The 25,007-nt window shown below is 71.8% G+C and carries 29 protein-coding genes and 1 riboswitch; of the genes, 15 read left to right on the top strand and 14 right to left on the bottom strand.

Annotation, left to right across the window (positions count from 1 at the left end; all coding sequences use genetic code 11):
- Position 1: 1 nt before the first annotated feature.
- Entirely contained in the window at positions 2 to 1,291 is a 1,290-nt protein-coding gene (locus ACZ7L0_RS23485) for an adenosylmethionine--8-amino-7-oxononanoate transaminase (protein ID WP_471244477.1), read from the bottom strand.
- Positions 1,284 to 2,480, bottom strand: a complete 1,197-nt coding sequence (gene bioB, locus ACZ7L0_RS23480; RefSeq protein WP_471244476.1) for a biotin synthase BioB — start codon at positions 2,478 to 2,480, stop codon at positions 1,284 to 1,286. Before bioB ends, ACZ7L0_RS23485 begins: the two co-directional genes overlap by 8 nt.
- 147 nt (positions 2,481 to 2,627) lie before the next feature.
- Between bioB and ACZ7L0_RS23475 the strand changes: the two genes are divergently transcribed.
- Entirely contained in the window at positions 2,628 to 3,755 is a 1,128-nt protein-coding gene (locus ACZ7L0_RS23475) for an 8-amino-7-oxononanoate synthase (RefSeq protein ID WP_471244475.1), read from the top strand.
- 52 nt (positions 3,756 to 3,807) lie between these two features.
- On the opposite strand, the gene ACZ7L0_RS23470 is transcribed toward ACZ7L0_RS23475, so the two are convergent.
- Positions 3,808 to 4,032, bottom strand: coding sequence for a DUF397 domain-containing protein (locus ACZ7L0_RS23470; protein WP_471244474.1), 225 nt, complete (start codon positions 4,030 to 4,032; stop codon positions 3,808 to 3,810).
- A gap of 9 nt (positions 4,033 to 4,041) precedes the next feature.
- Complete coding sequence (locus tag ACZ7L0_RS23465) at positions 4,042 to 4,911, bottom strand: helix-turn-helix domain-containing protein (protein ID WP_471244473.1); 870 nt, start codon at positions 4,909 to 4,911, stop codon at positions 4,042 to 4,044.
- A 220-nt stretch (positions 4,912 to 5,131) separates the two neighbouring features.
- Here ACZ7L0_RS23465 and ACZ7L0_RS23460 point away from each other — a divergent pair, with 220 nt between their 5' ends.
- Positions 5,132 to 5,593: an ATP-binding protein gene (locus ACZ7L0_RS23460; protein WP_471244472.1), complete on the top strand. Its 462-nt coding sequence runs from the start codon at positions 5,132 to 5,134 to the stop codon at positions 5,591 to 5,593.
- A gap of 15 nt (positions 5,594 to 5,608) precedes the next feature.
- On the opposite strand, the gene ACZ7L0_RS23455 is transcribed toward ACZ7L0_RS23460, so the two are convergent.
- Complete coding sequence (locus ACZ7L0_RS23455) at positions 5,609 to 6,523, bottom strand: LysR family transcriptional regulator (RefSeq protein ID WP_471244471.1); 915 nt, start codon at positions 6,521 to 6,523, stop codon at positions 5,609 to 5,611.
- 86 nt (positions 6,524 to 6,609) lie between these two features.
- On the opposite strand from ACZ7L0_RS23455, the gene ACZ7L0_RS23450 reads away from it, so the two are divergent.
- Complete coding sequence (locus ACZ7L0_RS23450) at positions 6,610 to 7,221, top strand: LysE family translocator (RefSeq protein ID WP_471244470.1); 612 nt, start codon at positions 6,610 to 6,612, stop codon at positions 7,219 to 7,221.
- A gap of 69 nt (positions 7,222 to 7,290) precedes the next feature.
- Here the strand turns inward: ACZ7L0_RS23450 and ACZ7L0_RS23445 are convergent, their stop codons facing one another.
- The 3 genes from ACZ7L0_RS23445 to ACZ7L0_RS23435 form a co-directional block, all read right to left on the bottom strand.
- Positions 7,291 to 7,764 carry a C40 family peptidase gene (locus tag ACZ7L0_RS23445; protein ID WP_471244469.1) on the bottom strand — a complete coding sequence of 158 codons (474 nt, stop codon included), beginning with the start codon at positions 7,762 to 7,764 and terminating at the stop codon, positions 7,291 to 7,293.
- A gap of 3 nt (positions 7,765 to 7,767) precedes the next feature.
- Positions 7,768 to 7,966, bottom strand: a riboswitch (cyclic di-AMP (ydaO/yuaA leader).
- Between the two features lie 317 nt (positions 7,967 to 8,283).
- Positions 8,284 to 8,592 carry a hypothetical protein gene (locus ACZ7L0_RS23440; protein ID WP_471244468.1) on the bottom strand — a complete coding sequence of 103 codons (309 nt, stop codon included), beginning with the start codon at positions 8,590 to 8,592 and terminating at the stop codon, positions 8,284 to 8,286.
- A gap of 7 nt (positions 8,593 to 8,599) precedes the next feature.
- A complete protein-coding gene (locus ACZ7L0_RS23435) occupies positions 8,600 to 9,235 on the bottom strand; it encodes an ATP-dependent Clp protease proteolytic subunit (RefSeq protein ID WP_471244467.1) in 636 nt (211 codons plus the stop codon).
- Between the two features lie 93 nt (positions 9,236 to 9,328).
- On the opposite strand from ACZ7L0_RS23435, the gene ACZ7L0_RS23430 reads away from it, so the two are divergent.
- The 8 genes from ACZ7L0_RS23430 (at position 9,329) to ACZ7L0_RS23395 (ending at position 16,110) form a co-directional block, all read left to right on the top strand.
- Positions 9,329 to 9,607, top strand: coding sequence for a type II toxin-antitoxin system Phd/YefM family antitoxin (locus ACZ7L0_RS23430; protein ID WP_471244466.1), 279 nt, complete (start codon positions 9,329 to 9,331; stop codon positions 9,605 to 9,607).
- A 160-nt stretch (positions 9,608 to 9,767) separates the two neighbouring features.
- Complete coding sequence (locus ACZ7L0_RS23425) at positions 9,768 to 10,070, top strand: urease subunit gamma (protein WP_313746622.1); 303 nt, start codon at positions 9,768 to 9,770, stop codon at positions 10,068 to 10,070.
- Between the two features lie 12 nt (positions 10,071 to 10,082).
- Positions 10,083 to 10,394, top strand: coding sequence for an urease subunit beta (locus ACZ7L0_RS23420; protein WP_471244465.1), 312 nt, complete (start codon positions 10,083 to 10,085; stop codon positions 10,392 to 10,394).
- Positions 10,387 to 12,108 (top strand): urease subunit alpha, encoded by a 1,722-nt coding sequence (locus ACZ7L0_RS23415; protein WP_471244464.1) that lies wholly within the window; start codon positions 10,387 to 10,389, stop codon positions 12,106 to 12,108. Before ACZ7L0_RS23420 ends, ACZ7L0_RS23415 begins: the two co-directional genes overlap by 8 nt.
- Entirely contained in the window at positions 12,108 to 12,782 is a 675-nt protein-coding gene (locus ACZ7L0_RS23410) for an urease accessory protein UreF (RefSeq protein WP_471244463.1), read from the top strand. The genes ACZ7L0_RS23415 and ACZ7L0_RS23410 overlap by 1 nt, the downstream gene beginning before the upstream one ends.
- A gap of 149 nt (positions 12,783 to 12,931) precedes the next feature.
- Complete coding sequence (gene ureG / locus ACZ7L0_RS23405; protein WP_471244462.1) at positions 12,932 to 13,612, top strand: urease accessory protein UreG; 681 nt, start codon at positions 12,932 to 12,934, stop codon at positions 13,610 to 13,612.
- Positions 13,609 to 14,367 carry an urease accessory protein UreD gene (locus tag ACZ7L0_RS23400; protein ID WP_471244461.1) on the top strand — a complete coding sequence of 253 codons (759 nt, stop codon included), beginning with the start codon at positions 13,609 to 13,611 and terminating at the stop codon, positions 14,365 to 14,367. The genes ureG and ACZ7L0_RS23400 overlap by 4 nt, the downstream gene beginning before the upstream one ends.
- A gap of 147 nt (positions 14,368 to 14,514) precedes the next feature.
- Complete coding sequence (locus ACZ7L0_RS23395) at positions 14,515 to 16,110, top strand: alpha/beta hydrolase (RefSeq protein ID WP_471244460.1); 1,596 nt, start codon at positions 14,515 to 14,517, stop codon at positions 16,108 to 16,110.
- A 62-nt stretch (positions 16,111 to 16,172) separates the two neighbouring features.
- Here the strand turns inward: ACZ7L0_RS23395 and ACZ7L0_RS23390 are convergent, their stop codons facing one another.
- From ACZ7L0_RS23390 to ACZ7L0_RS23375, 4 genes are all read right to left on the bottom strand, one after another.
- Positions 16,173 to 16,892, bottom strand: coding sequence for a lysophospholipid acyltransferase family protein (locus ACZ7L0_RS23390; RefSeq protein ID WP_471244459.1), 720 nt, complete (start codon positions 16,890 to 16,892; stop codon positions 16,173 to 16,175).
- 119 nt (positions 16,893 to 17,011) lie between these two features.
- Positions 17,012 to 18,238 (bottom strand): ornithine--oxo-acid transaminase, encoded by a 1,227-nt coding sequence (gene rocD / locus ACZ7L0_RS23385; protein WP_471244458.1) that lies wholly within the window; start codon positions 18,236 to 18,238, stop codon positions 17,012 to 17,014.
- A complete protein-coding gene (gene ddaH / locus ACZ7L0_RS23380; protein ID WP_471244457.1) occupies positions 18,235 to 19,056 on the bottom strand; it encodes a dimethylargininase in 822 nt (273 codons plus the stop codon). Before ddaH ends, rocD begins: the two co-directional genes overlap by 4 nt.
- Before the next feature lie 124 nt (positions 19,057 to 19,180).
- Complete coding sequence (locus ACZ7L0_RS23375) at positions 19,181 to 19,696, bottom strand: Lrp/AsnC family transcriptional regulator (protein ID WP_471244456.1); 516 nt, start codon at positions 19,694 to 19,696, stop codon at positions 19,181 to 19,183.
- Positions 19,697 to 19,773: 77 nt separating this feature from the next.
- On the opposite strand from ACZ7L0_RS23375, the gene ACZ7L0_RS23370 reads away from it, so the two are divergent.
- The 4 genes from ACZ7L0_RS23370 to ACZ7L0_RS23355 are packed head-to-tail and all read left to right on the top strand — an operon-like array spanning position 19,774 to position 23,816.
- Positions 19,774 to 20,529 carry a LytR/AlgR family response regulator transcription factor gene (locus ACZ7L0_RS23370; protein WP_471244455.1) on the top strand — a complete coding sequence of 252 codons (756 nt, stop codon included), beginning with the start codon at positions 19,774 to 19,776 and terminating at the stop codon, positions 20,527 to 20,529.
- Positions 20,530 to 20,537: 8 nt separating this feature from the next.
- Positions 20,538 to 20,891 carry a hypothetical protein gene (locus tag ACZ7L0_RS23365; protein WP_471244454.1) on the top strand — a complete coding sequence of 118 codons (354 nt, stop codon included), beginning with the start codon at positions 20,538 to 20,540 and terminating at the stop codon, positions 20,889 to 20,891.
- 13 nt (positions 20,892 to 20,904) lie between these two features.
- Positions 20,905 to 22,617, top strand: a complete 1,713-nt coding sequence (locus tag ACZ7L0_RS23360; RefSeq protein WP_471244453.1) for a sodium/solute symporter — start codon at positions 20,905 to 20,907, stop codon at positions 22,615 to 22,617.
- Positions 22,614 to 23,816 (top strand): sensor histidine kinase, encoded by a 1,203-nt coding sequence (locus ACZ7L0_RS23355; RefSeq protein ID WP_471244452.1) that lies wholly within the window; start codon positions 22,614 to 22,616, stop codon positions 23,814 to 23,816. The genes ACZ7L0_RS23360 and ACZ7L0_RS23355 overlap by 4 nt, the downstream gene beginning before the upstream one ends.
- 11 nt (positions 23,817 to 23,827) lie before the next feature.
- Here the strand turns inward: ACZ7L0_RS23355 and ACZ7L0_RS23350 are convergent, their stop codons facing one another.
- Both ACZ7L0_RS23350 and ACZ7L0_RS23345 read right to left on the bottom strand, forming a co-directional pair.
- Positions 23,828 to 23,998, bottom strand: a complete 171-nt coding sequence (locus ACZ7L0_RS23350) for a hypothetical protein (RefSeq protein ID WP_471244451.1) — start codon at positions 23,996 to 23,998, stop codon at positions 23,828 to 23,830.
- Positions 23,999 to 24,053: 55 nt separating this feature from the next.
- Positions 24,054 to 25,004 carry a cytochrome c oxidase assembly protein gene (locus tag ACZ7L0_RS23345; RefSeq protein ID WP_471244450.1) on the bottom strand — a complete coding sequence of 317 codons (951 nt, stop codon included), beginning with the start codon at positions 25,002 to 25,004 and terminating at the stop codon, positions 24,054 to 24,056.
- Between the last annotated feature and the right edge of the window lie 3 nt (positions 25,005 to 25,007).

Here is a 25,007-nt window from a genome sequence, read left to right as displayed (position 1 = left end):
CTCATCCCTCCCGTGCCGCCGCGCACACCGCGCGTGCGATCCGTGCCAGGTCCGCGTCACCGGTGACGTACGGCGGCATCGTGTAGATCAGGTCGCGGAACGGCCGTACCCAGACGCCCTCGCGCACGGCGGCCCCGGTGGCCGCCGCCATGTCCACCTCGTGGTCGAGCTGGACGACCCCGATCGCACCCAGGACCCGTACGTCCCGCACTCCCGGCAGCTCGGCGGCCGGAGCGAGCCCGTCCCTGAGGCCCGCCTCGATGCGTTTGACCTCCGTGCGCCAGTCCTGCCCGAGCAGCAGCTCGATGGACGCGCAGGCGACGGCCGCCGCCAGCGGGTTGCCCATGAACGTCGGCCCATGGGCCAGGACCGGCACCTCACCCCGCGAGATGCCGTCGGCCACACGCGCGGTGCACAGCGTCGCCGCCATCGTCATGTAGCCGCCGGTCATGGCCTTGCCGAGGCACATCACGTCCGGCGTGACGGCCGCGTGGTCCGCCGCGAACAGCGCCCCCGTACGCCCGAAGCCGGTCGCGATCTCGTCGAACACCAGCAGCACGTCGTGCGCGTCGCACGCCTCGCGCAGCGTCCGCAGATAGGCGGGGGAGTGGAACCGCATCCCGCCCGCGCCCTGCACCACCGGCTCCACGATCACGGCGGCCAGTTCACCGGCGTGCCGCTCGATCAGCTCGTGCAGGTGGGCGGCGTACGCGTCCTCGTACTCCGCGGGCGGCAGGTCGGCGAACAGCTGGCGGGGGAGGACCCCGGCCCACAGTTCGTGCATCCCGCCCTCGGGGTCGCACACGGACATCGGCTGCCAGGTGTCGCCGTGGTAGCCGCCGCGCCAGGTCATCAGGCGCCGCTTCTCCGGACGGCCGAGCGAACGCCAGTACTGCAGGCACATCTTGACCGCGACCTCGACCGACACCGATCCGGAGTCGGTGAGGAAGACATGTTCGAGCCCCTCGGGCGACATGTCGACAAGGTGCTTCGCGAGGCGGACGGCGGGCTCATGGGTGAGCCCGCCGAACATGACGTGGCTCATCCGCCCGAGCTGCTCGCGCGCGGCCTCGTTCAGGACCGGGTGGTTGTAGCCGTGGATGGCCGACCACCACGACGACATGCCGTCCACCAGCTCGCCCGAGCCATCGGCGAGCCGGAGCCGGACCCCGCTCGCCGCCTCCACGACGAGCGGTTCGGCACGCCCGGGCATCGGGCCGTACGGATGCCACACGTGCCGCCGGTCCAGCTCCAGCAGTTCCGGCACGTTCAGGCCGGGCCGGTCAGGCATTGGGCGCGAGGTCCGTGCCGGCACCCCGGCGGCGTACGGCGACGAGGTCGGTACGCGCCTCGCCGGTCTGGTGCGCGGAAGCCGTGCCGCAGATTCCGCCACCCTCGTGAGAGCCGCAGCCCGCCTCCGCGGCGTGCGACCCGCAGCCCGCCTCCGCATGCGATCCGCAGCCGCCCCCGGCCGCCGCCCGGTGCTCCGGCAGCGTCACCTGGCCGGTGCCCTCCACCTCGAACCCGGCGTCCGCGATCATCTCCAGGTCGGCCTTGCCCGCCTGGCCCTCACTGGTCAGGTAGTCGCCGAGGAAGATCGAGTTGGCCAGGTGCAGCGCCAGCGGCTGCATCGTGCGCAGGTGCACCTCACGGCCGCCCGCGATCCGCACCTCGGCGTCCGGGCAGACGAACCGGACCATCGCCAGGATCCGCAGGCAGCGCTGCGGCGTGAGGTTCCACTCCTTGGCGAGCGGGGTTCCCTCGAACGGGATCAGGAAGTTCACCGGAACGGAGTCGGGGTCCAGCTCACGCAGCGAGAAGACGACGTCGACCAGGTCCCCGTCGCTCTCGCCCATGCCCGCGATCAGACCGGAGCAGGCGGACAGGCCGGCCGAGTGCGCCTTCTGCACCGTGTCCACCCGGTCGGCGTACGTGTGCGTGGTCGTGATGTCCCCGTACGTCCCCTCCGAGGTGTTGAGGTTGTGGTTGTACGCGTCCGCGCCCGCCTCGCGCAGCCGTTCGGCCTGACCGTCGGAGAGCAGGCCGAGGCAGGCGCACACCTCGACGCCCTCGTTCTGGTCCTTGATCGTCTTGATCGTCTCGGAGACCCGGTCCACGTCCCGGTCCGTCGGCCCACGCCCGCTGGCCACCAGACAGACCCGCTTGGCACCTCCGGCCAGGCCCGCGGCGGCGGCCTGGGAGGCCTCGTCGGGCTTGAGCCAGGTGTACTTCAGGATGTCGGCCTTCGAGCCGAGCCGCTGGGAGCAGTAGGAGCAGTCCTCCGGACACAAGCCGGACTTGAGGTTCACCAGGTAGTTAAGTTTCACGCGCCGGCCGAACCAGTGCCGGCGCACCTTGCCGGCCGCGGCCACCACATCGAGTACGTCGTCGTCGGAGGTGGCCAGCACGGCGAGTGCTTCGTCGCGGGTCGGCAGCTCGCGCCGAAGCCCCTTTTCCACCAGCGTGTTCAGCAGATCCATGAGGTCCGATCCTGTCCTACGTGACCGCCCGGGGCCAAGGAGAGTTTGTACAACGGAGACGGTTCGTGGTGTGGGTATTGCCACATCCTGGGCGGCTGGTCGTCCGGCTAGTGTCTGTCCATTGCCTACAAAATCCCCGGAGGAGTCATGGCGTTCGGCTGGATCGACGACCAGGCGGAGCTGCGCCGCCGCGCCGGACTGGTACGGACCCTGCGTCCCCGCCCCGCCGACTCCCCGCTGCTGGACCTCGCGAGCAACGACTACCTGGGTCTCGCCCACCACGCGGAGGTCACCGAGGGGGCCGCGGCGGCGGCCCGGACCTGGGGCGGCGGCTCCACCGGCTCCCGTCTGGTCACCGGCACCACCGAGCTGCACACGGAGCTGGAGCGCGAACTGGCCGGCTTCTGCGGTTTCGAGGCGGCCCTGGTGTTCTCCTCCGGTTACGCCGCCAACCTGGCCGCGGTCACCACGCTGGGGCCGCACGGCTCCCTGATCGTGTCCGACGCGGGCAACCACGCCTCCCTCATCGACGGCTGCCGGCTGGCCCGCGGTACGACACAGGTCGTCGGACACGCCGACCCGGACGCGGTCGACAAGGCCCTGGGCACACACGAGGGCCCCGCGGTCGTCGTCTCCGACACGGTGTTCTCGGTCGACGGGGACGCGGCGCCGCTGGCCGCGCTCGCCGAGGCGTGCCGGGGACACGGCGCGGGGCTGCTGGTGGACGACGCGCACGGTCTGGGCGTCCTGGGCGACGGCGGCCGGGGCGCCGCGTACGCGGCGGGCCTCGCGGGCGCCGGCGATGTGGTGGTGACGGCCACCCTGTCCAAGTCGCTGGGCAGCCAGGGCGGTGCCGTCCTCGGTCCGGCCCGGGTGATCGACCACCTGGTCAACGCGGCGCGGACGTTCATCTTCGACACGGGCCTGGCTCCCGCGGCGGTGGGCGCGGCCCTGGCGGCCCTCAGGCTGCTGCGCCGCGAGCCGGAACGGGCGGCGCGGGCCCGCGCGGTCGCCGCCGAGCTGCACGCACGCCTGACCGCCGCGGGTCTGGAGGCGGTGTCCCCGGACGCCGCGGTCGTGTCCGTGCGTGCCCCGTCCCCGGAGGGGGCCGTGCGCTGGGCGGCCGACTGCCGGGCGGCGGGCCTGGCCGTGGGCTGCTTCCGTCCTCCTTCCGTGCCCGACGGCATCTCACGGCTCAGGCTGACCGCCCGGGCGGACCTCTCCGGGGCCGAGATCGAACGCGCTGTACGAGTGATCGGCGAGACGCGACCATGAGTCGGCGTGACACGGCCGTGCGTCGCCCGGACGGGAACTGATCAGTGCACGGTCACCGGAGCGCGGCGAGGAACCCGGCCCAGCTCTCGGGGGAGAAGAGCAGCGCGGGTCCGGCCGGGGCCTTGGAGTCGCGCACGGCGAGCAGCCCGGTCCGCGGACCGGAGTGCGGCCGGGCCGTCTCCACGCAGTTGTTCGCCCCTGTGCTGTAGCTGCTGCGCAGCCACCGCACATCGTGCAGTTCGGTACTGGAAGGTACGTTCCGAGGCAGTGCAGACATGGTGCCTCCTTACGCGCCGTCACCTATCCCGGCGATGTAATCCAACGAGTCCTCGGGTGAAAGGGCGTGGATCCGAAGGGTGTCGAAGGCCTCCGTGTAGGCCTGGAGGTCTTCTTTCCGTTCCAGATAGAGGCTACTCGTCAAGTGGTCGAGAACAACCACATCCAGATCGGAAGTGCTCGGAAAAGAGAAGATAACGAAAGGGCCGGTGATACCGATGTGCGCCCCGGCGGAGAACGGCAGGACCTGGAGCCGCACTTGGGGCAGCCGCGCCGCCTCCACGAGCCGCCGGAGCTGCCGCTCCATCACGTCCGGCCCGCCGACCTCCCGCCGCAGCACCCCCTCGTCCAGCACGGCGCTCAGCTCCAGCGGCGGCTCCGACCGCAGCACGTCCTGCCTGGCCAGCCGCACCTCCACCAGCGCGTCCAGCCGCTCCTCGGTGACGTCGTCGCCCACGCCCACGGCCGCCCGGGTGACCGCACGGGCGTACTCGGGAGTCTGCAACAGCCCCGGGACCACCGATGTCTCCAGGGTGCGCATCCCGCTGGCCTGCGACTCCAGGCTGATGAAGTCCCGGTAGGTGGGCGGCAGCACCCCGCGGTAGGCGTGCCACCAGTGGTGCCGTCCGCCGCCGTCGTGCGACCCCGCCAGCACCAGGACCAGTTCGCGCAGTTGGCGGTCCGTCACCTCGTAGGCGTCCAGAAGTAGCCGCACATCGGCCGGTTTCACCCCGCTGGCGCCGGTCTCGATCCGGCTCACCTTCGACTGGTGCCAGCCCACCAGGCGGGCCGCCTCACCACTGGTGAGGCCCGCGCCGGTGCGCAGCGTGCGCAGTTCGGCGCCCAGTTTCCGGCGGCGCACCGCGGGACCGTTCTGCATGGCCACTCCTTACTCGCCATTACTCCTTATGCGCCACCCAAATACGGTCTGCCGTCGCAGAGTTCACCGCTTTGGGCGACAGATATATGCATATCTTGGTGGATCCCACCCGTGACCGGCGCGCTGATGGCAGTCTGGCGATGAAGCACCAGTCCGGGACCGTACTCGAACCATCCGCTCCATGTCGGACTGCGGTCCCGTGGGAAGGACGACATTCGCCATGGCAGACCATTTGGAAGCATCCGTCACTCTGCCGAGCGATCCAGCCTCGGTCTCCGCGGCCCGCACCTATGTGGTGGGCACCCTCGCGGAATGGGGTCTTCCGTCGGACACGGACGTGGCCGACACCATCCGGCTCATCGTCTCCGAACTCGCCACCAACGCCGTACAGCACACCCTCGGGCTGTCACCCACCTTCACGGTGGACCTCGCGCTCGACCGTGACGAACACCTGCGCATCGGCGTCACCGACAGCCACCCCCGCTTCCCGAAGAGACTCCCCGCCGCCGTCCAGCAGGACAACGGACGCGGCATGGTCATCATCCGCTGGCTGACCGCCGAGTGCGGCGGCAGACTCCGCGTCCGGCCCACCCGGGAGGGCGGCAAGACGGTCTTCATCGAAGTGCCCTGGACGGTTCCCGCCCGGCCGGTGACGGCGGCCGGACAGCAGGAGCCGCAGTAGTCCTCGCCCCCCTGCTCAGACCTGCCGCGCCCGGCCGAACGCGCCGCGCAGCAAGGCACGGAAGGCGTCCGCGGCGGCAGACGCCTCCTCGACGCGGTACGCGACCGAGATCGTACGGTGCGGTGCCCCGGCCCCCAGCGGCCGGACCCCGACCGGAGTGACCGCCGTACGCGCCACCATCTCCGGTACGACGGCCACGCCGAGCCCGGCGCTCACCAGTGCGCACACCACGCCGTACCCGGGCGTCGCGACCAGCACCGACGGGGTGGCCCCCGCCTCGGCCAGGAGGGTCTCCACACCGCGCCGGGCCGGATGGTGCGGCGCCATGCTGACGAGCGGCTGGCCGGCGAGATCTGCCAGGGGCAACCGAGAGGACCCGCTGCTCAACGCGTGCCCCGGCGCGGTCACCAGGACCAGTTCCTCCACCAGGACCGGCTCCAGGCCGACCGAGGAGGGCGGCGGGGCGGACTGGCCCGGGTGGTAGGCGTGGGTCAGCGCCAGGTCGATCTCCCCGGCCGCCACCGCCGTCACGCCCGTCGGCGGGTCGTAGTCCGCGACCGAGAGCTCCACGTCCGGATGCGCCCGGCGGAACGCGCTGAGCACCGGAGGCAGCAGATGCATGCCCGCCGTCGGGAAGGTGCCCAGCCGCAGCGTGCCGCCCGACAGCCCGGCCAGCCGTGACAGCTCGTGCCGCGCCCGCTCCAGCTCGTCGAGGACCCGGCGAGCCCGGGCCACCAGCAGCTCGCCCGCTTCCGTCAGCCGCGCCCCCCGGTGGTGCCGCACCAGCAGCGCCGTGCCCGCCTCCCGCTCCAGCTTGGCGAGCTGCTGGGAGAGCGCGGGCGTGGTGTAGCCGAGACGCTCGGCGGCCCGGGTGATGGACCCCGCCTCCGCCACCGCGACAAGTGCGGCCAGCCGTGTCGGGTCGTACATGGGACCCGAGCCTAAAGCACTGCTTAAGGAACGGGGAGCTGATTCGAAATACCCTCTGAAGGCTTCCGCGGGGCAGGCTGGGGTGCATGGACGGACAGCTCATCGCCTTCACCGGGATCGCCGTCGGCATGGTCGTCATGCCGGGCGCCGACTTCGCCGTGGTCGTGCGCAACGCCCTGGTCTCCCGCCGGGCCGGAGTCACCTGCGCGCTCGGCATCGCCGGCGGGCTGCTGGTGCACGTCACCCTCGCGGTGGCGGGCGTCGCCGCGGTCCTCACGGCCGTCCCGGCGCTGTTTTGGGCGCTGCGACTGCTGGGCGGCGCGTACGTCCTGCAGCTCGGGCTGCGGACACTGTGGTCGCTGTGGCGGCCGGCGGCGGAGCCCGAGGCGGAGGCGGCCGCGCATCCCCTGCGGCAGGGGTTCGTGACGAACGCTCTGAACCCCAAGGCCTCGCTGACCTTCCTCAGCCTGCTGCCGCAGTTCGTGCCCTCGGGCGCCTCGGCGGTGCCCAGGACGCTGCTGCTCGCGCTGATCGTCTTCGCGCTGGCGCTGGTGTGGTTCCCGGTGGTCGCCCTGCTGGTCGACCGGCTGGGCCGGTGGCTGCGCCGGCCGCGGGCCGCCCGTGCGCTCCGAGCGGCCACCGGAGTGGCGCTGACGGGCCTGGGAGCGGCTCTGCTCCTGGAGCCGCTGGTGGCGTGACGGGAGGTCAGCCGGGGCGGCTGCCCAGGGGGTGACGGCGCGCCGGCTACCGCCACCCCCTCGGGCGGGTCAGCTGACCCGGCCGTACCAGACGCTCTTGGTCCAGATCTTCTGCAGCCTCACCACGTCCCCGGTCCTCGGGGCGTGCCAGATCTTCCCCTTCCCGGCGTAGATGCCGACGTGGTAGACGCTGGAGCCGGAATGGAAGAAGACCAGGTCTCCGGCCTTGCGGCTCTTGGCGGAGATGTGGTGGGTCTTGTTGTACTGCTGGGCGGCCGTCCGCGGCAGCTTCTTGCCCGCCTTCTTGAACGAGTACAGCGTGAGGCCGGAGCAGTCGAACCTGCCCGGGCCGGTGGCGCCCCACTTGTACGGCGCGCCCTTTTTGGACGCGGCGATGTGTAGTGCCTTCGTCGCCGGAGTCGCGGCCGCGGCGTCGGGGGCGACACCGGGTACCGCTATCGAGCCGCCGACGGCGGCGATGGCGAAGGCCGAGGCCGTACCGGCCCGGACCATGAGCGACGGGACACGATTGAGCGCAGTCATGCGCAACCCTTCGTCAGCCGCCTGTGAAGGATGACCTGTCGGATTCGGGCTGGCGAAGTTGCCCGGCCGCGTTGCCACGGCTTCACCCCAAGGGCTGCTCGGAAGTGAACGAACGTCCACTCCGGCGACCCGTCTTGCTTGGGTCCTCCACTCCTGCCGATCCACTCCTGTCGACCGGTCATCCGGGCGGCGGCAGGACTCGGCGTCCGCCCGGATCGCCCCGCCGCTGCGGCGGGGTCTTGTCGTCAGTCAGGGATCTTCGCCCACAGCTGTCCGAAAATCCCAACGGAACCGAGGGTTTGTGGCGTTACTCACCACTCGCCCGTTCGGGTGGACAGCCCTGTGTTCGAGCCACGACCGGGACAGCCGCGCAGCCTCCCACCAGGGCCTAAGCACTTCGCGACGCCCTTCGGCCGGGCGATTTGCGCAAGTTCGGGGGCCCTGGAAAAGCACGCGCGCCTACTCCGGACGTGGGTACGTCTTTTGGGTCGTTTCGACTCAAGCGCGGGTGTGCAACCGTCAACCGGCGCCGTCCGGGGGCACGATGACGCGTGCGGTACGGCGCTCGCCGTCCAGCACCCGCAGCGCCCGCGCCAAGGTGGCCGCGTGCAACTCCGTTTCGCCCCGCTGGTGCATCAGGGTCAGCGCGTCGCGCAGTTCCACCGCCTTGCTCACCAGTGCCTGGGCGGCCCGCAGCCCGCGGTAGGTGTCCCCGTGCTGTGCCGGGTTGATCCGGCCCAGCAGGTCCACCACGTCCAGGTAACGGTCGATCAACTCGCCCTCGGCCCGGGTCAGGGCGGGCAGTGGCGGCAGTTCCGGTGGCAGCATCGGCGGCTCACCCCGCGTCCGGGGTGGTCCGCGAGGACTTGCGGCTGGAGATGATCCCGTCCACCAGCCCGTACTCCAGTGCGCCCGGGGCGTCCAGCAGCAGGTCCCGTTCGAGGTCCGTGTGGACCTGCTCGGGGTCGCGGCCCGTGTGCCGGACCAGCATGTCTTCGAGCAGGGTGCGCGTCCGGATCAACTCGTCCGCCTGGATGACGAGATCGCTCGGCTGACCCCGCGTCGGCTCGGGCAGCGACGGCTGCCGGAGCATGACCCGCGCGCCCGGCAGCGTGAACCGCTTGCCCGGCGTGCCGGCGGCGATCAGCACCGCGGCGTACGAGCCCGCCTGCCCCAGGCAGGTCGTCTGCACATCGCAGCTGACGTATCGCATGGTGTCGTAGATCGCCGTCATCGCGCTGAACGAGCCGCCCGGGGAGTTGACGTACAGCGCGATGTCCCGGCCGGGGGCGTCGTACTCCAGGTACATGAACTGCGCCATGACGTCGTTGGCCGAGGTTTCGTCGATCGGCGTCCCGAGGAAGACGATCCGTTCCTGCAGCAGCTTCGAGTACGGGTCGAGGGTGCGGTGCCCGCCGCTGGTGCGCTCGGTGAACTCGGGCAGTACGTGGCGGGCGGACGGTCGGGTCATGGCAAACCCCTCCTCGGGCACGGCCGTATCCGGTGGATCGGCTCCGTCATCTGTAAAAAATGTACAGGACGTACGTGACGTTATGATGGGGGTATGGCCTACGAGATTCCGGTGACGCAAGCCAGGGCTGAACTCGCCGACCTGATCAACCGTGTGGTGTACGGCGGTGAGCGCGTCGTCGTGACGCGGCACGGCAAGCCTCTCGTCGCCCTCGTCTCCGCCGCCGACCTGGAGCGACTCGACGCGCTCGACCGGCCGGAGGAGGAGCAGGTGATCAGCTCCGTCTCCCGGGTCCGCGAGACCACGTCCGCCGCCCGCGAACGGCAGCGCTTCGGCATCGCGGCGGAGCACCGCGGGCCCGACGTCTCGTAGCGACCGGCGGGCGCACCGGCGGCGGCCGGGGATCACAGCGGGGTTAACGTGCCCGAAACCAGCTCGCACTAGCCTGCCCATCCACGCCACCAGGGACTTTGCCCCGTGGCCGCGGCAACCGGGCCCCGCACGGTCCGGAGCGAGGACTGTGAGGTGGGACGTGCAACTGACCCCGCACGAACAAGAGAGGCTGCTCATCCACGTGGCGGCCGACGTGGCCGAGAAGCGCCGGGCCCGTGGGCTGAGGCTCAACCACCCCGAGGCGGTCGCCCTCATCACCTCGCACATCCTCGAAGGCGCGCGTGACGGTCGTACGGTCGCCGAACTGATGTCCTCCGGCCGCAAGCTGCTCACCCGGGACGACGTCATGGAAGGCGTCCCCGAGATGATCCACGACGTCCAGGTCGAGGCCACCTTCCCGGACGGCACCAAGCTCGTCACCGTCCACGAGCCGATCGTCTGAAGGGGGCCGTCGATGATTCCCGGAGAGATCCTGTTCGCCGACGACCCGGTCGTCTACAACGAGGACCGCGAGGTCACCCGGCTCACCGTCCTCAACGCCGCCGACCGGCCCGTCCAGGTCGGCTCCCACTACCACTTCGCCGAGGCGAACCCGGGCCTGGAGTTCGACCGCGCGGCCGCGCGCGGCAAGCGGCTGAACATCGCCGCCGGCACCGCCGTGCGCTTCGAACCGGGCATTCCCGTCGACGTCGAACTCGTCCCGCTCGCCGGCGGCCGTATCGTGCCCGGCCTGCGCGGGGAGACCGGAGGTGCCCTCGATGCCTGAGATCTCCCGGGCCGCGTACGCGGACCTGTTCGGCCCGACCACCGGTGACCGGATCCGGCTCGCCGACACCGACCTGCTGATCGAGATCGAGGAGGACCGCTCCGGCGGTCCCGGGCTCGCCGGTGACGAGGCGGTCTTCGGCGGCGGCAAGGTGATCCGCGAGTCCATGGGCCAGTCGCGTGCCACGCGCGCGGAGGGCACGCCCGACACCGTCGTCACCGGTGTCGTCATCGTCGACCACTGGGGGATCGTCAAGGCCGACGTCGGCATCCGCGACGGCCGGATCACCGGCATCGGCAAGGCGGGCAACCCCGACACCATGGACGGCGTCCACCCGGACCTGGTCATCGGCCCCGAGACGGAGGTCATCGCGGGCAACGGGCGGATCCTCACCGCCGGCGCCATCGACGCGCACGTCCACTTCATCTGCCCGCAGATAGCCGACGAGGCCCTCGCGGCCGGGATCACCACGCTGGTCGGCGGCGGCACCGGCCCGGCCGAGGGCTCCAAGGCCACCACCGTCACCCCCGGCCCCTGGCACCTGGCCCGGATGCTGGAGGCGATGGAGGCCTACCCGCTCAACATCGGCTTCCTCGGCAAGGGCAACACCGTTTCGCACGAGGCGATGCTGTCCCAGATCCGGGGCGGCGCGCTGGGCCTGAAGCTGCACGAGGACTGGGGCTCCACCCCGGCGGTCATCGACGCCGCGCTGACCGTCGCCGACCGCACCGGCATCCAGGTCGCCATCCACACCGACACCCTCAACGAGGCCGGGTTCGTGGGCGACACGCTCGCCGCGATCGGCGGGCGCGGCATCCACGCCTACCACACCGAGGGCGCGGGCGGCGGGCACGCCCCGGACATCATGACCGTGGTCTCCGAGCCGCACGTACTGCCCAGCTCCACCAACCCGACGCGGCCGTTCACCGTCAACACCGCCGAGGAACACCTCGACATGCTGATGGTGTGCCACCACCTCAACCCGGCCGTCCCCGAGGACCTGGCCTTCGCCGAGTCCCGGATCCGGCCGTCCACGATCGGCGCCGAGGACATCCTGCACGACCTGGGCGCCATCTCGATCATCTCCTCCGACTCCCAGGCCATGGGACGGGTGGGCGAGGTCGTCCTGCGGACCTGGCAGACCGCGCACGTGATGAAGCGGCGGCGCGGCACGCTGCCCGGCGACGGGCGGGCGGACAACCGGCGGGTGCGGCGCTATGTCGCCAAGTACACGATCAATCCGGCGCTCGCCCAGGGGCTGGCCCGGGAGATCGGTTCCGTCGAGACCGGCAAGCTCGCCGACCTGGTGCTGTGGGAGCCCGCGTTCTTCGGCGTCAAGCCGCATCTCGTCCTCAAGGGCGGCCAGATCGCCTACGCGCAGATGGGCGACGCCAACGCGTCCATCCCGACACCGCAGCCGATCCTCCCGCGGCCGATGTACGGGGCGATCGGGCGGGCGCCCGCCGCCAACTCGTTCAACTTCGTGGCGCCGCTGGCCGTCGAGGACGGGCTGCCGGAGCGGCTGCAGCTCGGCAAGCGCTTCGTCGCCATCGAGTCGACGCGCGGGGTGACGAAGGCCGACATGAGGGAGAACGACGCCCGGCCGCGCGTCCAGGTCGACCCCGACAGCTTCGCCGTGCACATCGACGGGGAGCTGGTCGAGGCCACACCGGCGGCCGAACTGCCCATGGCCCAGCGTTACTTCCTCTTCTGATGTCCAGGGCAGCACTTCTCGTCCTGGCCGACGGCCGCTTTCCCGCCGGAGGGCACGCGCACTCCGGCGGTGCCGAGGCGGCCGTCAAGGCCGGGCGGATCAGCGGGGCCGCGAGCCTGGAGGACTTCTGCCGGGGGCGGTTGCACACCGCCGGGCTCGTGGCGGCGGCTCTCGCCGCGGCCGCTGTGCTCGGCGTGGACCCGGTCGCGCTGGACGCCGCGGCGGACGCGCGGACGCCGTCGCCCGCGTTGCGGGTCGCGGCGCGGCGGCTGGGGCGGCAGCTGACGCGGGCCGGTCGGGCGACCTGGCCTTCGGGCGAACTGGACGTCCTGGCAGGGGACTTTCCCAAGGGCGCCCATCAGCCGGTGGTGCTCGGGCTTGTGGCGCGGGCGGCCGGGCTGGAGGCTTCGGACGCGGCGTACTGTGCGGCGTACGAGAGCGTGAGCGGGCCCGCGACCGCGACGGTGCGGTTGCTGAGTCTGGATCCCTTTGAGGCCACTGCCGTTCTGGCCCGGCTGGCGCCGGAGCTGGATCGTGTGGCGGACCGGGCGGTGGAGGCGGCTCGGCGGGTGGTCGACGAGGGTGTTGACGCTCTGCCCGCGTCGTCGGCGCCGTTGCTGGAGGTCGGGGCGGAGTGGCATGCGGCCTGGCCCGTGCGGTTGTTCGCGTCGTAGGGGGTTCTCGCCCCCGCCGCCCCTACCCGTCCCGTCCCAGGGGCTCCGCCCCTTCGACCCCGCCAGAGGGCTTCGCCCCCTGGACCCCCGTTCGGCCTGAACGGCCTCGTCCTCAAACGCCGGACGGGCTGACCGATGGAGCCGTTTCCATGCATATCGACCACACTCACACCCACGAATCCCCCGCCCTCGGCGCCGATGCCCACCGGCCCGACGGGTCCCGTCGTGCCCTGCGGATCGGGCTCGGGGGGCCCGTCGGGTCCGGGAAGACCGCGACCGTGGCCGCGCTGTGCCGTGCGCTGCGGGAGGAGTTGTCGCTGGCGGTCGTCACGAACGACATCTACACGCGGGAGGACGCCGAGTTCCTGCTGCGGGAGGCCGTGCTGCCGCCGGAGCGGATCACGGCCGTGGAGACGGGCGCCTGTCCGCACACGGCGATCCGGGACGACATCTCCGCCAACCTCGAAGCGGTGGAGGACCTGGAGGACGAGGTCGGGCCGCTGGACCTGATCCTGGTGGAGTCGGGCGGGGACAACCTGACCGCGACCTTCTCCAGGGGGCTCGTGGACGCGCAGATCTTCGTCATCGACGTGGCGGGCGGTGATGACATCCCGCGCAAGGGCGGGCCCGGGGTGACGACCGCCGACCTGCTCGTCGTCAACAAGACCGACCTCGCGCCGTACGTCGGCTCCGACCTCGCGCGGATGGCCGCCGACGCGAAGGCGCAGCGGGCCGAGCTGCCGGTCGTCTTCCAGTCGCTCAGGAGCGAGGCGGGCGTGACGGACGTGGCCGGCTGGGTGCGCGGGCGGCTCGCCGCGTGGACGGCATGACGGCGACGGGGGTGCGGGCCACCGCCCGGATCGTCGCCCGGGACGACGGGCGGGGCGGTACGGCGCTGCCGGTGCTGGACGGCGAGGGGCCGCTGGCGCCGCGCCGGACCCGGGCGAGCGGCGCCGAGGCGCGGGTCATGCTCGTCGGGGCGATGAGCGGGCCCCTCGGCGGCGACCGGTTCGCCGTGGAGGCGGAGGTGGGGGAGGGGGCCCGGCTGCACGTCGGGTCCGCCGCCGCGACCATCGCGCTGCCCGGGCAGGCGAAGGGGGAGGCCCGCTACGACGTGCGGCTGGGCGTCGCCGACGGCGGTGAACTACGCTGGCTTCCCGAGCAGTTGATCTCCGCCGGGGGCAGTGACCTGTATGTCACCACCCGCGTCGATCTCGCGGCCGGGGCCCGGCTCGTGCTGCGCGAGGAGCAGGTGCTGGGGCGGGTCGGGGAGGAACCCGGGCGGCTCACCAGCCGTCTCACGGTGCGGATCGCCGGGCGGACCGTGCTCGACCAGGAGCTGGCCTGCGGGCCGGGCGCGCCGGGCGGCTGGGACGGGCCCGCCGTGCTGGCGGGACACCGTGCCGTGGGCCAACTGGTCGTCGTCCGGCCCGAGTTCGCGCGTGAGCCGGTGGCGGCGCGGATGCTGGGGGAGGGCGCCGCCATGGCTCCGCTCGCGGGTCCCGCCGTACTGGTGACCGCCGTCGCGGTGGACGCGCTGCGGCTGCGGCGGGTGCTGGACGAGGCGCTGGCGCTTCTGGCGTAAGGCGGTTCCCGGTGGTGTTCCGCTGAGCGGTACGTGATCACCCGGTTATCGGATTGGCAAAGAAGGTCAACGACCCCTGTTCTCAGGCAGCTCACAGCCGCGAGGATCCCCCTGACCATCAGCAACGACACAGGGGGAGGGGCCCACTTGAGGGACATCAGACCGAAGAACCGCGTGCTGGCGCTCGGTTCGGCCGGAGCGCTCGTCACGGCGACACTGATAGCCGGTGCCGTCTCGGCGCCCGCGGCCGGCGCGGCCGAGCGCCACGGCCAGGACCGCGAGGCCCGCGGCGCGGCGATCGCCGCGGCCCGGGCCGCGAAGACCGGGATCACGTGGCAGGACTGCCCCGCCGACTGGGGGCTGGAGAAGCCCATCCAGTGCGGCTGGGTCTCCGTACCGCTCGACTACGCCAAGCCGTACGGCAAGCAGATCAAGCTCGCCGTCGACCGCATCGGCAACACGGGCACCAAGCAGGAGCGTCAGGGCGCGCTCGTCTACAACCCCGGCGGTCCGGGCGGCTCCGGCATGCGCTTCCCGCGCCGGGTCACCACCAAGAACGCCCTGTGGGCCAACACCGCCAAGGCGTACGACTTCGTGGGCTTCGACCCGCGCGGCGTCGGCCACTCCACGCCCATCTCCTGCATCGACCCGCAGGAGTTCGTCAAGGCGCCCAAGGCCGACCCGGTGCCGGACACCGAGGCCGACAAGAAGGCCCAGCGCAAGCTCGCCCGCGAGTACGCGGACGGCTGCTACGAGCGCAGCGGCAAGATGCTGCCGCACATGACCACCCCGAACACCGCCCGCGACCTGGACGTCATCCGCGCCGCGCTCGGTGAGAAGAAGCTCAACTACCTCGGGGTCTCCTACGGCACCTACCTCGGCGCCGTCTACGGCACGCTCTTCCCGGGCCACGTCCGCCGGATGATCGTCGACAGCGTGGTCAACCCGTCGCGGGAGAAGATCTGGTACGAGGCCAACCTGGACCAGGACGTCGCCTTCGAGGGCCGTTGGAAGGACTGGGAGGACTGGGTCGCCGCCAACGACGCCACCTTCCACCTCGGCACCACCCGCGCCGCCGTCCAGGCCAAGTGGCTCCAGCTGCGCGCCACCGCCAAGAAGAACCCGATCGGCGGAGTCGTCGGCCCGGCCGAGCTGATCTCCTTCTTCCAGAGCGCCCCGTACTACGACTCCTCGTGGGTGCCGGTCGCCACGGTGTTCGGCAAGTACGTCGCCGGTGACACCCAGGCGCTGGTGGACGCCGCCGCCCCGGACCTCACGGACACCGCGGGCAACATCGCCTCGGAGAACTCCAACGCCGTCTACACGGCCGTGGAGTGCACCGACGCCAAGTGGCCCACCAGCTGGCAGAAGTGGGACCGGGACAACACCCGGCTCAACAAGGACTACCCGTTCATGACCTGGGCCAACGCCTGGATGAACCTGCCGTGCGCCACCTGGCCCGTCAAGCAGCAGACCCCCGTGAACGTCAAGACCCACAAGGGCCTGCCGCCGGTGCTCATCGTGCAGTCCACGCGTGACGCGGCCACCCCGTACGAGGGCGCCGTCGAACTGCACAAGCGCTTCAAGGGCTCCCGTCTGATCACCGAGAAGGACGCGGGCTCCCACGGTGTGACCGGCCTGGTCAACCCGTGCGTCAACGACCGGGTGGACACCTACCTGCTCACCGGCAAGCTGGACACCGCGGACGTCACCTGCGCTCCGCACGCCACGCCCAAGCCGTAACCGCATCCGCTACGGCGACGAGGGGCGGCCGGACTCCGGTCGCCCCTCTCGCACGTCCGCCGTCAGCTCAGCGGCAGCCGCGGGAAGCGGCGCTCCTGCCCGGCCGCGGCCTGCTCCGCCTTGGCGACGGCCGCGTACTGGTCGACGTACTCCTGCTCGGACAGCGACAGGATGGCGTACATGATCTCGTCGGTGACGGCCCGCAGCACGGCCTTCTCGTGCTCCATCCCCGCGTAGCGGGAGAAGTCGAGGGGCTTGCCGAAGCGGATGGTGATGGGGTGGATGCGCGGGACGACCCGCCCCGGCGGCTGCGCCTCGAAGGTGCCGATCATCGCGCAGGGGACGACCGGGACCCCGGCCGTCAGGGCCATCACCGCCACCCCGACCTTGCCCTTGTACAGGCGGCCGTCGTGCGAGCGGGTGCCCTCGGGGTAGATGCCGAGCAGCTCGTCCTTGCGGAGCACGCCGAGGCCCTCGCGGATCGCGGCCTGGCCCGCCTCCTTGCCGGAGCGGTCGACCGGGATCTGGCCCGCGCTGCGGAAGAAGAACGCGGTCAGGCGGCCCTTGACGCCCGGTCCCGAGAAGTACTCGGCCTTGGCGAGGAACGTGATACGCCGTTTGAGGATGGCCGGCATCAGGAAGTGGTCCGCGAAGGACAGATGGTTGCCGGCGACGATGGCCGCGCCCGAGGACGGCACATGATCGAGGCCTTCGATGCGGGGCCGGAAGACCAGTCTCAACAACGGCCCCAGCAGCACGTATTTGAGCAGGTAGTAGAACAAGAGGGCTCGCTCCGGCGTGTGAGAGGGAGGCCAGTGTAAAGGCGGGAGCCGTACGCCGGAACCACGCGCGAAGCGACCGGCCACCGCGCCGGGGGACGGCAGCGGCGGCCGGTCGAACATCAGCTCCCTTGGGTGAGCACCCGCTCCAACGTGCCCAGGGCCGAGCGCAGTTCCTCGGCCGTGATGGTCAGCGGCGGGGCCAGCCGGATCGTCGAGCCGTGGGTGTCCTTGACCAGGATCCCCTCCCGCATCAGGCGTTCGCTGACCTCGCGTCCGGTGCCGATGGCGGGGTCCACGTCGACGCCCGCCCACAGCCCGCGCGAACGGAAGCCGACCACGCCCCGGCCGACCAGCGCGGCCAGCCCGTCGCGCAGTACGACGCCCAGCTCCGTCGCCCGGCGCTGGAACTCGCCCGTCTCCAGCAGTTCCACCACCGCCGTGCCGACCGCGGCCGCGAGGGGGTTGCCGCCGAACGTGGAGCCGTGCTCACCCGGCCGCAGTACACCGAGCACCTCGCGCCGGCCCACCACGGCCGACACCGGCACGATCCCGCCGCCCAGCGCCTTGCCGAGCAGCAGCAGGTCCGGGACGACGTCCTCGTGCTCCACCGCGAGGGTACGGCCGGTGCGGCCAAGCCCCGACTGGATCTCGTCGGCGACGAACAGACAGCCCTCGCGACGGGTGAGCTCACGGACACCGCGCAGATAGCCGTCGTCGGGGATGACGACGCCCGCCTCACCCTGGATCGGCTCGATCAGCACGGCCGCCGTGGTCTCGTCGACCGCCTCCTCCAGCGCCGCCAGGTCGTTGTACGGGACGATCCGGAAGCCCGGCGCGAAGGGACCGAACCCCGTCCGGGCCGTCTCGTCGGTGGAGAAGCCCACGATCGTCGTCGTCCGGCCGTGGAAGTTCTCCGCCGCGACCACGATCGTCGCCCGGTCGGCCGGGACGCCCTTCACCTCGTACGCCCACTTGCGGGCCACCTTGATGCCGCTCTCCACCGCCTCGGCGCCGGTGTTCATCGGCAGCACCATGTCCTGGCCGGTCAACTCCGCCAGGCGCTCGGCGAATCCGGCGAGCCGGTCGTTGTGGAAGGCGCGCGAGGTCAGGGTGAGCAGATCGAGCTGGCGGTGGGCGGCCTCGATCAGCGCCGGGTGGCGGTGGCCGAAGTTGAGGGCCGAGTAGCCGGCCAGCATGTCGAGGTAGCGGCGGCCCTCGACGTCCTCCACCCAGGTGCCCTCGGCACGGGCGACGACCACCGGCAGCGGGTGGTAGTTGTGCGCGAGGACCGGCTCCTCCGCGCGGATCAGGTCGTCGGAGGTCTGGGTGCGCGCGGGTGCGGTCATGAGCGGATCTCCTGGGTGCAGCACTTGATGCCGCCGCCGGCCTTGTGGAACTCCGACAGGTCGACGGGGACGGGGACATAGCCGTGGTCGGCGAGGCGGCCGGCGAGCGCCTCGGCCCGCGGTGCGATGAAGACGTGCCGGCCGTCGGACACGGAGTTGAGGCCGAAGGCCATCGCGTCGTCGCGGGTGGCGAGCACCGCGTCCGGATAGAGGCGCGCGAGCACCTCGCGGCTGCCGGGCGAGAAGGCTTCGGGGTAGTACACGATGTTGTCGTCGTGGCCGTCGTTCAGGACGAACAGCGCCGTGTCCAGGTGGTAGAAGTACGGGTCCACCAGCGTCAGGCTGATCACCGGATGGCCGAAGAACTCCTGCACCTCGCGGTGCGCCTCACGGGTCGTACGGAAGCCGGTCCCGGCCAGCACGTACCGGCCGGTCCACACCAGGTCGCCCTCGCCCTCGCAGACGGACTCGGGGCGGTGGACATCGAACCCGGCCGACTTGAACCAGGTGTCGTAGTGGGTCGACTCGGGGCGCCGCTCGGGCGCGTGGAAGAGGGAGCCGAAGACCCGGCCGTCGACGACGACCGCCGAGTTCGCGGCGAAGACCATGTCCGGCAGACCCGGGGCCGGGTCCACGGCGTCGACGGTGTGGCCGTGGGCACGGTAGGCGCCGATCAGCGCCTGCCACTGCTCACGGGCCAGGTCCACGTCGACTCGGGTGTCGGGGTGCATCCAGGGATTGATCGCGTACTGCACGGCGAAGTGTCTGGGTTCGCAGACGAGGAAGCGCCGAAGGCGCGGCACACGGCTGTCGGGCACAGAGGGGTTCCTCCGCTTCCTGCGGTGTCGACTGAGGGTTGACACCAAGGTAGGAAGGGACCGATACGGTGGACAAGCAACGACAGCTGCGTGTGTGCGCAGGATTGCTGCGTTGTAGGGCCCGTCAGCGCACGTCCGCTGCGTGATCCGCGGACTCCTGAGGGGCCGCGTGGGTGGCGCCCGCCTCCGGACTGTCCGGGAGGAGGTGGGACAACACCATCACGCTGATCGTCTTCCGGATGAACGGCTCCACGCGGATCCGCTCCAGCACCTCCTCGAAGTGCTCCACGTCCCGCGCCCGCACATGCAGCAGCGCGTCCGCGCCGCCCGTCACCGTCATCGCGGCCGTGATCTCCGGATAACCGCGCACCACCTCCGCGAGGCGCCTCGGCGGGGCCGCCCCCTCGCAGTACACCTCGACATACGCCTCCGTGCGCCAGCCCAGCGCCGACGGTTTCACGGTGGCCGTGAACCCGGTGATCACGCCCGTGTCGCGCAGCCGGTCCACACGCCGCTTGACCGCGGTGGCCGACAGCCCGATCGCTGAGCCGATCTCGGCGAAACTGGTCCTGGCGTTCGCCATCAACGCGGTGATGATCTTCCGGTCGAGCTCGTCGAACGGGGCGGTCCTGCTGTTCATGTCGGCACTGTATCCAGCGGCAACGTCCACACCCGGCACATGTCCAGGCGGGCGGATTCCTCCTACACTCCACGTTCATGCTGCGCGCCCTCGCCGTCGACGACGAACGCCCCTCGCTCGAGGAACTCCTCTACCTGCTGCACGCCGACCCGCGCATCGCCGACGCCGAGGGCGCCGGGGACGCCACCGAGGCGCTGCGCCGCATCACCCGTGCCCTGGAGTCCGGACCGGGCGGGCCCGACGCCATCGACGTGGTCTTCCTCGACATCCAGATGCCCGGCCTCGACGGCCTGGAGATGGCCCGCTTACTGACCGGGTTCGCCCGGCCCCCGCTGGTCGTCTTCGTCACCGCCCACGAGGACTTCGCCGTACGCGCGTTCGACATCAAGGCGGTCGACTACGTGCTCAAGCCCGTCCGCAAGGAACGCCTGGCCGAGGCCGTCCGGCGCGCCGCCGAACTGCGCGGCACCGCCCAGCCGATCCCCGTGCACGAACCCGACCCCGACCAGATACCCGTGGAACGCGGCGGCGTGACCCGCTTCCTCGCCGTCGACGACATCACCCACGTCGAGGCGCACGGCGACTACGCCCGCCTGCACACCGGCCGCGGCAGCCACCTCGTCCGCATCCCGCTGTCCACCCTGGAGGAACGCTGGCGCGCCCGCGGGTTCGTCCGCATCCACCGCCGCCACCTCGTCGCCCTCCACCACATCGGCGAACTCCGCCTGGACGCGGGCACCGTGAGCGTCCTGGTCGGCGGCGAGGAACTCCAGGTCAGCCGTCGGCACGCCCGCGAACTGCGGGACCTGCTGATGCGCCGGACCGCCGGATAGGGGGCACGGTGGAGCCCACCGAGCGCCGCGTCACCGTCACCGGACCGCCCCGCCGCACCCGCCGGACCTCCGGCTACTACCGGCCGCGCACCGAGATCGACGAGCTGACCACCCTCGGCCACACCTACGTCCGCTCCCTGATGCGCACCCAACTGCGCGCCGCGCTCACCGGGTTCGCGGTCCTGGTGCTGCTCGTCGGCCCGCTCCCGCTGGTCTTCGCGGCGGCCCCGGACGCCCGCCGCCTGGCCTGGACGGTGCTCGGCTTCTGCCTGTACGTGCCGCTGATCCTGCTCGCCCGCTGGTACGTGCGGCGCGCCGAACGCAACGAGCGCGACTTCGTGCGCCTCGTCGAGGACCGATGAACTCCGAGGCGCGATGAACTCCGGTTACGCCGTCCCCGCGGTCGCCCTGGTCGTGGTCGCGACCATCCTCGTCGGCGCCTTCGGGCTGCGCATCTCCCGCACCACCTCCGACTTCTACGTCGCCTCGCGCACCGTCGGCCCCCGCCTCAACGCGACGGCCATCAGCGGGGAGTACCTCTCCGCCGCCTCCTTCCTCGGCATCGCGGGCCTCGTCCTCGTGCAGGGGCCGGACATGCTCTGGTACCCGGTCGGCTACACCGCCGGCTACCTGGTCCTGCTCCTCTTCGTCGCCGCCCCACTGCGCCGCTCCGGGGCCTACACCCTGCCCGACTTCGCCGAGGCCCGGCTCGCCTCACAGGGCGTGCGACGGCTCGCCGGGGCCTTCGTGGTCGGCGTCGGCTGGCTGTACCTGCTGCCCCAGCTCCAGGGCGCCGGGCTGACCCTGGCGGTGCTCACCGGCGCCCCCGACCCGCTCGGCGGGCTCATCGTGGCCGTGGTCGTGGTGGCCACCGTCGCCGCGGGCGGCATGCGCAGCATCACCTTCGTACAGGCCTTCCAGTACTGGCTCAAGCTCACCGCCCTCCTCGTCCCCGCCCTCTTCCTCGTCCTCGCCTGGCAGACCGACGGCGGCCCCCGGCCCGCCTTCGGGGAACCGGCCGCCTTCCGGGAGCAGCGCACCGTCCGCGTCGAGGACACCCTCGTCCTCCGGCTGGGGAAGCCGCTCACGGTCACCGTCAGCGGCAGGGTCGACGGCCGCGCCCACGACGGCACCCGGCTCCGCCTGCCCGCCGGCACCCACCGCGTCGAGGGCGGCACCCGCCTGACCTTCGCCCGGGGCACGGCCGTCCCCGCCGCAGACCGGAGCAGCAACGGCGGCATGTCCACCTCACTGGCCGCGAGCCGCGAGGAACGCCCGCTGTACGCCACGTACGGGCTGATCCTCGCCACCTTCCTCGGCACCATGGGCCTGCCGCACGTCGTCGTCCGCTTCTACACCAGCCCGCACGGCGTCGCCGCCCGCCGCACCACGGTCGCCGTGCTCGCCCTGATCGGCGGCTTCTACCTGCTGCCGCCCGTCTACGGCGCCCTCGGCCGCCTGTACGCCCCCGAACTCACCCTCACCGGCGACGCGGACGCCGCCGTCCTGCTGCTGCCCGGCCGCATGATCGGCGGGGTGGGCGGCGACCTGCTCGGGGCACTGGTGGCGGGCGGCGCCTTCGCCGCGTTCCTGTCCACGGCGTCCGGGCTCACCATGGCGGTCGCCGGAGTGCTCACCCAGGACGTGCTGCCCTCGCGCGGGGTACGGCACTTCCGGCTGGGCACGGTGCTCGCCATGGCCGTACCGCTGGCGGCGAGCATGCTGGTGGGCGGCCTGCCGGTGGCCGACGCGGTGGGGCTGGCCTTCGCCGTCTCCGCGTCCTCCTTCTGCCCGCTGCTCGTCCTCGGCATCTGGTGGCGGCGGCTGACCCCGCCCGGCGCGGCGGCGGGCATGGTGGTGGGCGGCGGCTCCGCCTTCTTCGCCGTCGCCGCGACCATGGCCGACTTCCCCGGCACCGGCCCACTGCACGCCCTGCTCGCCTGGCCCGCCCTGTGGTCGGTGCCGCTGGGCTTCCTCACCATGGTGCTGGTCTCCCTGGCCACCCCGTCCCGGGTCCCGCCCGGCACGGCGGCGGTGCTGGCGCGTTTCCATCTGCCCGAGGAGCTGCGGGCGGAGGTGAAGGCGTGAGCGGCTTTCTGGCGGGCCTGTGTGTCGCGGTGCTGCCGCTGCTGGCGGCCGGGTTCTGGCTTGGACGGCGTACCGCCCGACCCGAGAGTCTGGCCGGTCTCGGCACCCCCGTCGAGCACGCCACCTTCCAGACGCTGCACACCGCCTCCCTCGCCGCGCCCCCGCTGCGGGCCGGACTCACCGAGGAGACCGCCCGCAAGTCGGCCCGTGGTCTGCGCACGCTGCTCGGCACGGACGCGCTGTGCCTGACCGACGACAAGCAGGTGCTGGTGTGGGACGGCGTGGGCGGCCACCACCGCGCCGAGATCATGGAACGGCTGGCGGGACCGCTGGAGACCGGCCGCGGCGAGGCGTTCCGGCTGACCTGCGAGACCCCCGACTGCCCGGTCCGCTGGGCGGTGGTCGCGCCCCTCACCGTCGACGACCGGGTGCACGGCGCCCTCGTCGCCTGCGCCCCGCGCGAGTCCGCGGTCCTGGTCCGGGCGGCCGGCGAGGTGGCCCGCTGGGTGAGCGTCCAGCTGGAGCTCGCCGACCTCGACCAGTCCCGGACACGGCTCATCGAGGCCGAGATCAAGGCCCTGCGCGCCCAGATCTCCCCGCACTTCATCTTCAACTCGCTCGCGGTGATCGCCTCGTTCGTCCGCACCGACCCCGAGCGCGCCCGTGAACTACTCCTGGAGTTCGCCGACTTCACCCGGTACTCGTTCCGCAGGCACGGCGACTTCACCACCCTCGCCGACGAACTCCACGCCATCGACCACTACCTGGCGCTGGTGCGGGCCCGCTTCGGCGACCGCCTCTCCGTCACCCTGCAGATCGCCCCCGAGGTGCTGCCGGTCACCCTGCCCTTCCTGTGCCTGCAGCCCCTCGTGGAGAACGCCGTCAAGCACGGCCTGGAGGGCAAGGCCGACGCCTGCCACATCCAGATCACCGCGCAGGACGCGGGCGCCGAGGCGCTGGTCGTCATCGAGGACGACGGTGTCGGCATGGACCCCGCGCTGCTGCGCCGCATCCTCGCCGGCGAGGTCGGCCCCTCGGGCGGCATCGGCCTGTCCAACGTCGACGACCGGCTCCGCCAGGTCTACGGCGACGACCACGGCCTCGTCATCGAGACCGCGGTCGGCGCGGGCATGAAGATCACCGCCCGGCTGCCGAAATACCAGCCGGGCGTGCACTCCGCGGGCCGGCTCACCGGGTGACCGCGGGACGCTCAGGTGCTCCGGGTCATGATCATGGCGATCGTGAGCAGCCCGAGCACGACCCAGCCGAACCACAGCCAGCCGTTGCTGCCGAGCGCCACCGTGTAGGCCGTCACCACGACGAGTCCGCCGATGGTGAGCACCCCCATGGTCTTCGTGGAACCGTTCGTGGAACCGGGCATCGCACCAGCCTCCTCAGGGTCCGTCCCTCCATGGTGCCCCGCGATCCCCGCTTTCTCAGCCCTCTCGCGTGTTCAGAGAGGCAAGATAGGCGTTGTACGCCTCCAGCTCCTGGTCCCCGTCCCGGTCGGCCGCCCGGTCCTTGCGCCTGGCCTGCCGCTGTTCCGAGCCGTACCACTGGAACAGCAGCGCGATCAGCACCAGCACGGACGGGATCTCGCTGAACGCCCAGGCGATGCCGCCGGCCGCGTTCTGGTCGGCGAGCGCGTCGATACCGAGCGAGGCGGGCGGGTTCCTGAAGGTCTCCACCATCGGCGTCGAGGCCATCATCAGCGCGATCCCGAAGAACGCGTGGAACGGCATGCCCGCGAACAGCTCCAGCATCCGCATCAGGTACCCCGGCCGGTGCGGCCCCGGGTCCACTCCGATGATCGGCCAGAAGAACACCACGCCCACCGCGAGGAAGTGCACCATCATCGCGACATGCCCCGTCTTCGAGCCCATCAGGAAGTCGAAGATCGGCGTGAAGTACAGCGCGTACAGGCTCGCGATGAACAGCGGGATCGTGAACACCGGGTGCGTGATCACCCGCATGTACCGGCTGTGCAGCAGCGCCAGCAGCAGCTCGCGCGGACCCCTGCGGCCCCGGCCCGCGGCCGGCAGCGCGCGCAGCGCGAGCGTGACCGGGGCGCCCAGCAGGATCAGGATCGGCGACAGCATGCTGATCACCATGTGCTGCACCATGTGCACGCTGAACATGATCATGCCGTAGTCGTTCAGCCTGGTGCACATCATCAGCCCGATGGTCAGCACACCGACGACGTACGACACCGTCCGGCCGGCCGGCCACGCGTCACCGCGCCGCCGCAGCCGCACGACGCCCCAGCCGTACAGCCCCAGCCCCACCAGGCAGGCGACGAGGAAGAACGGGTCCGCCGACCACTGAAGACCCCGCCCCAGCGTGAACGGCGGCAGATCCATGATCATGCCGTGCCCGCCGTGATCCATCCG

This window comes from Streptomyces sp. NPDC039424, assembly GCF_055639495.1.
This window is presented reverse-complemented; position numbering and strand designations above follow the sequence as displayed.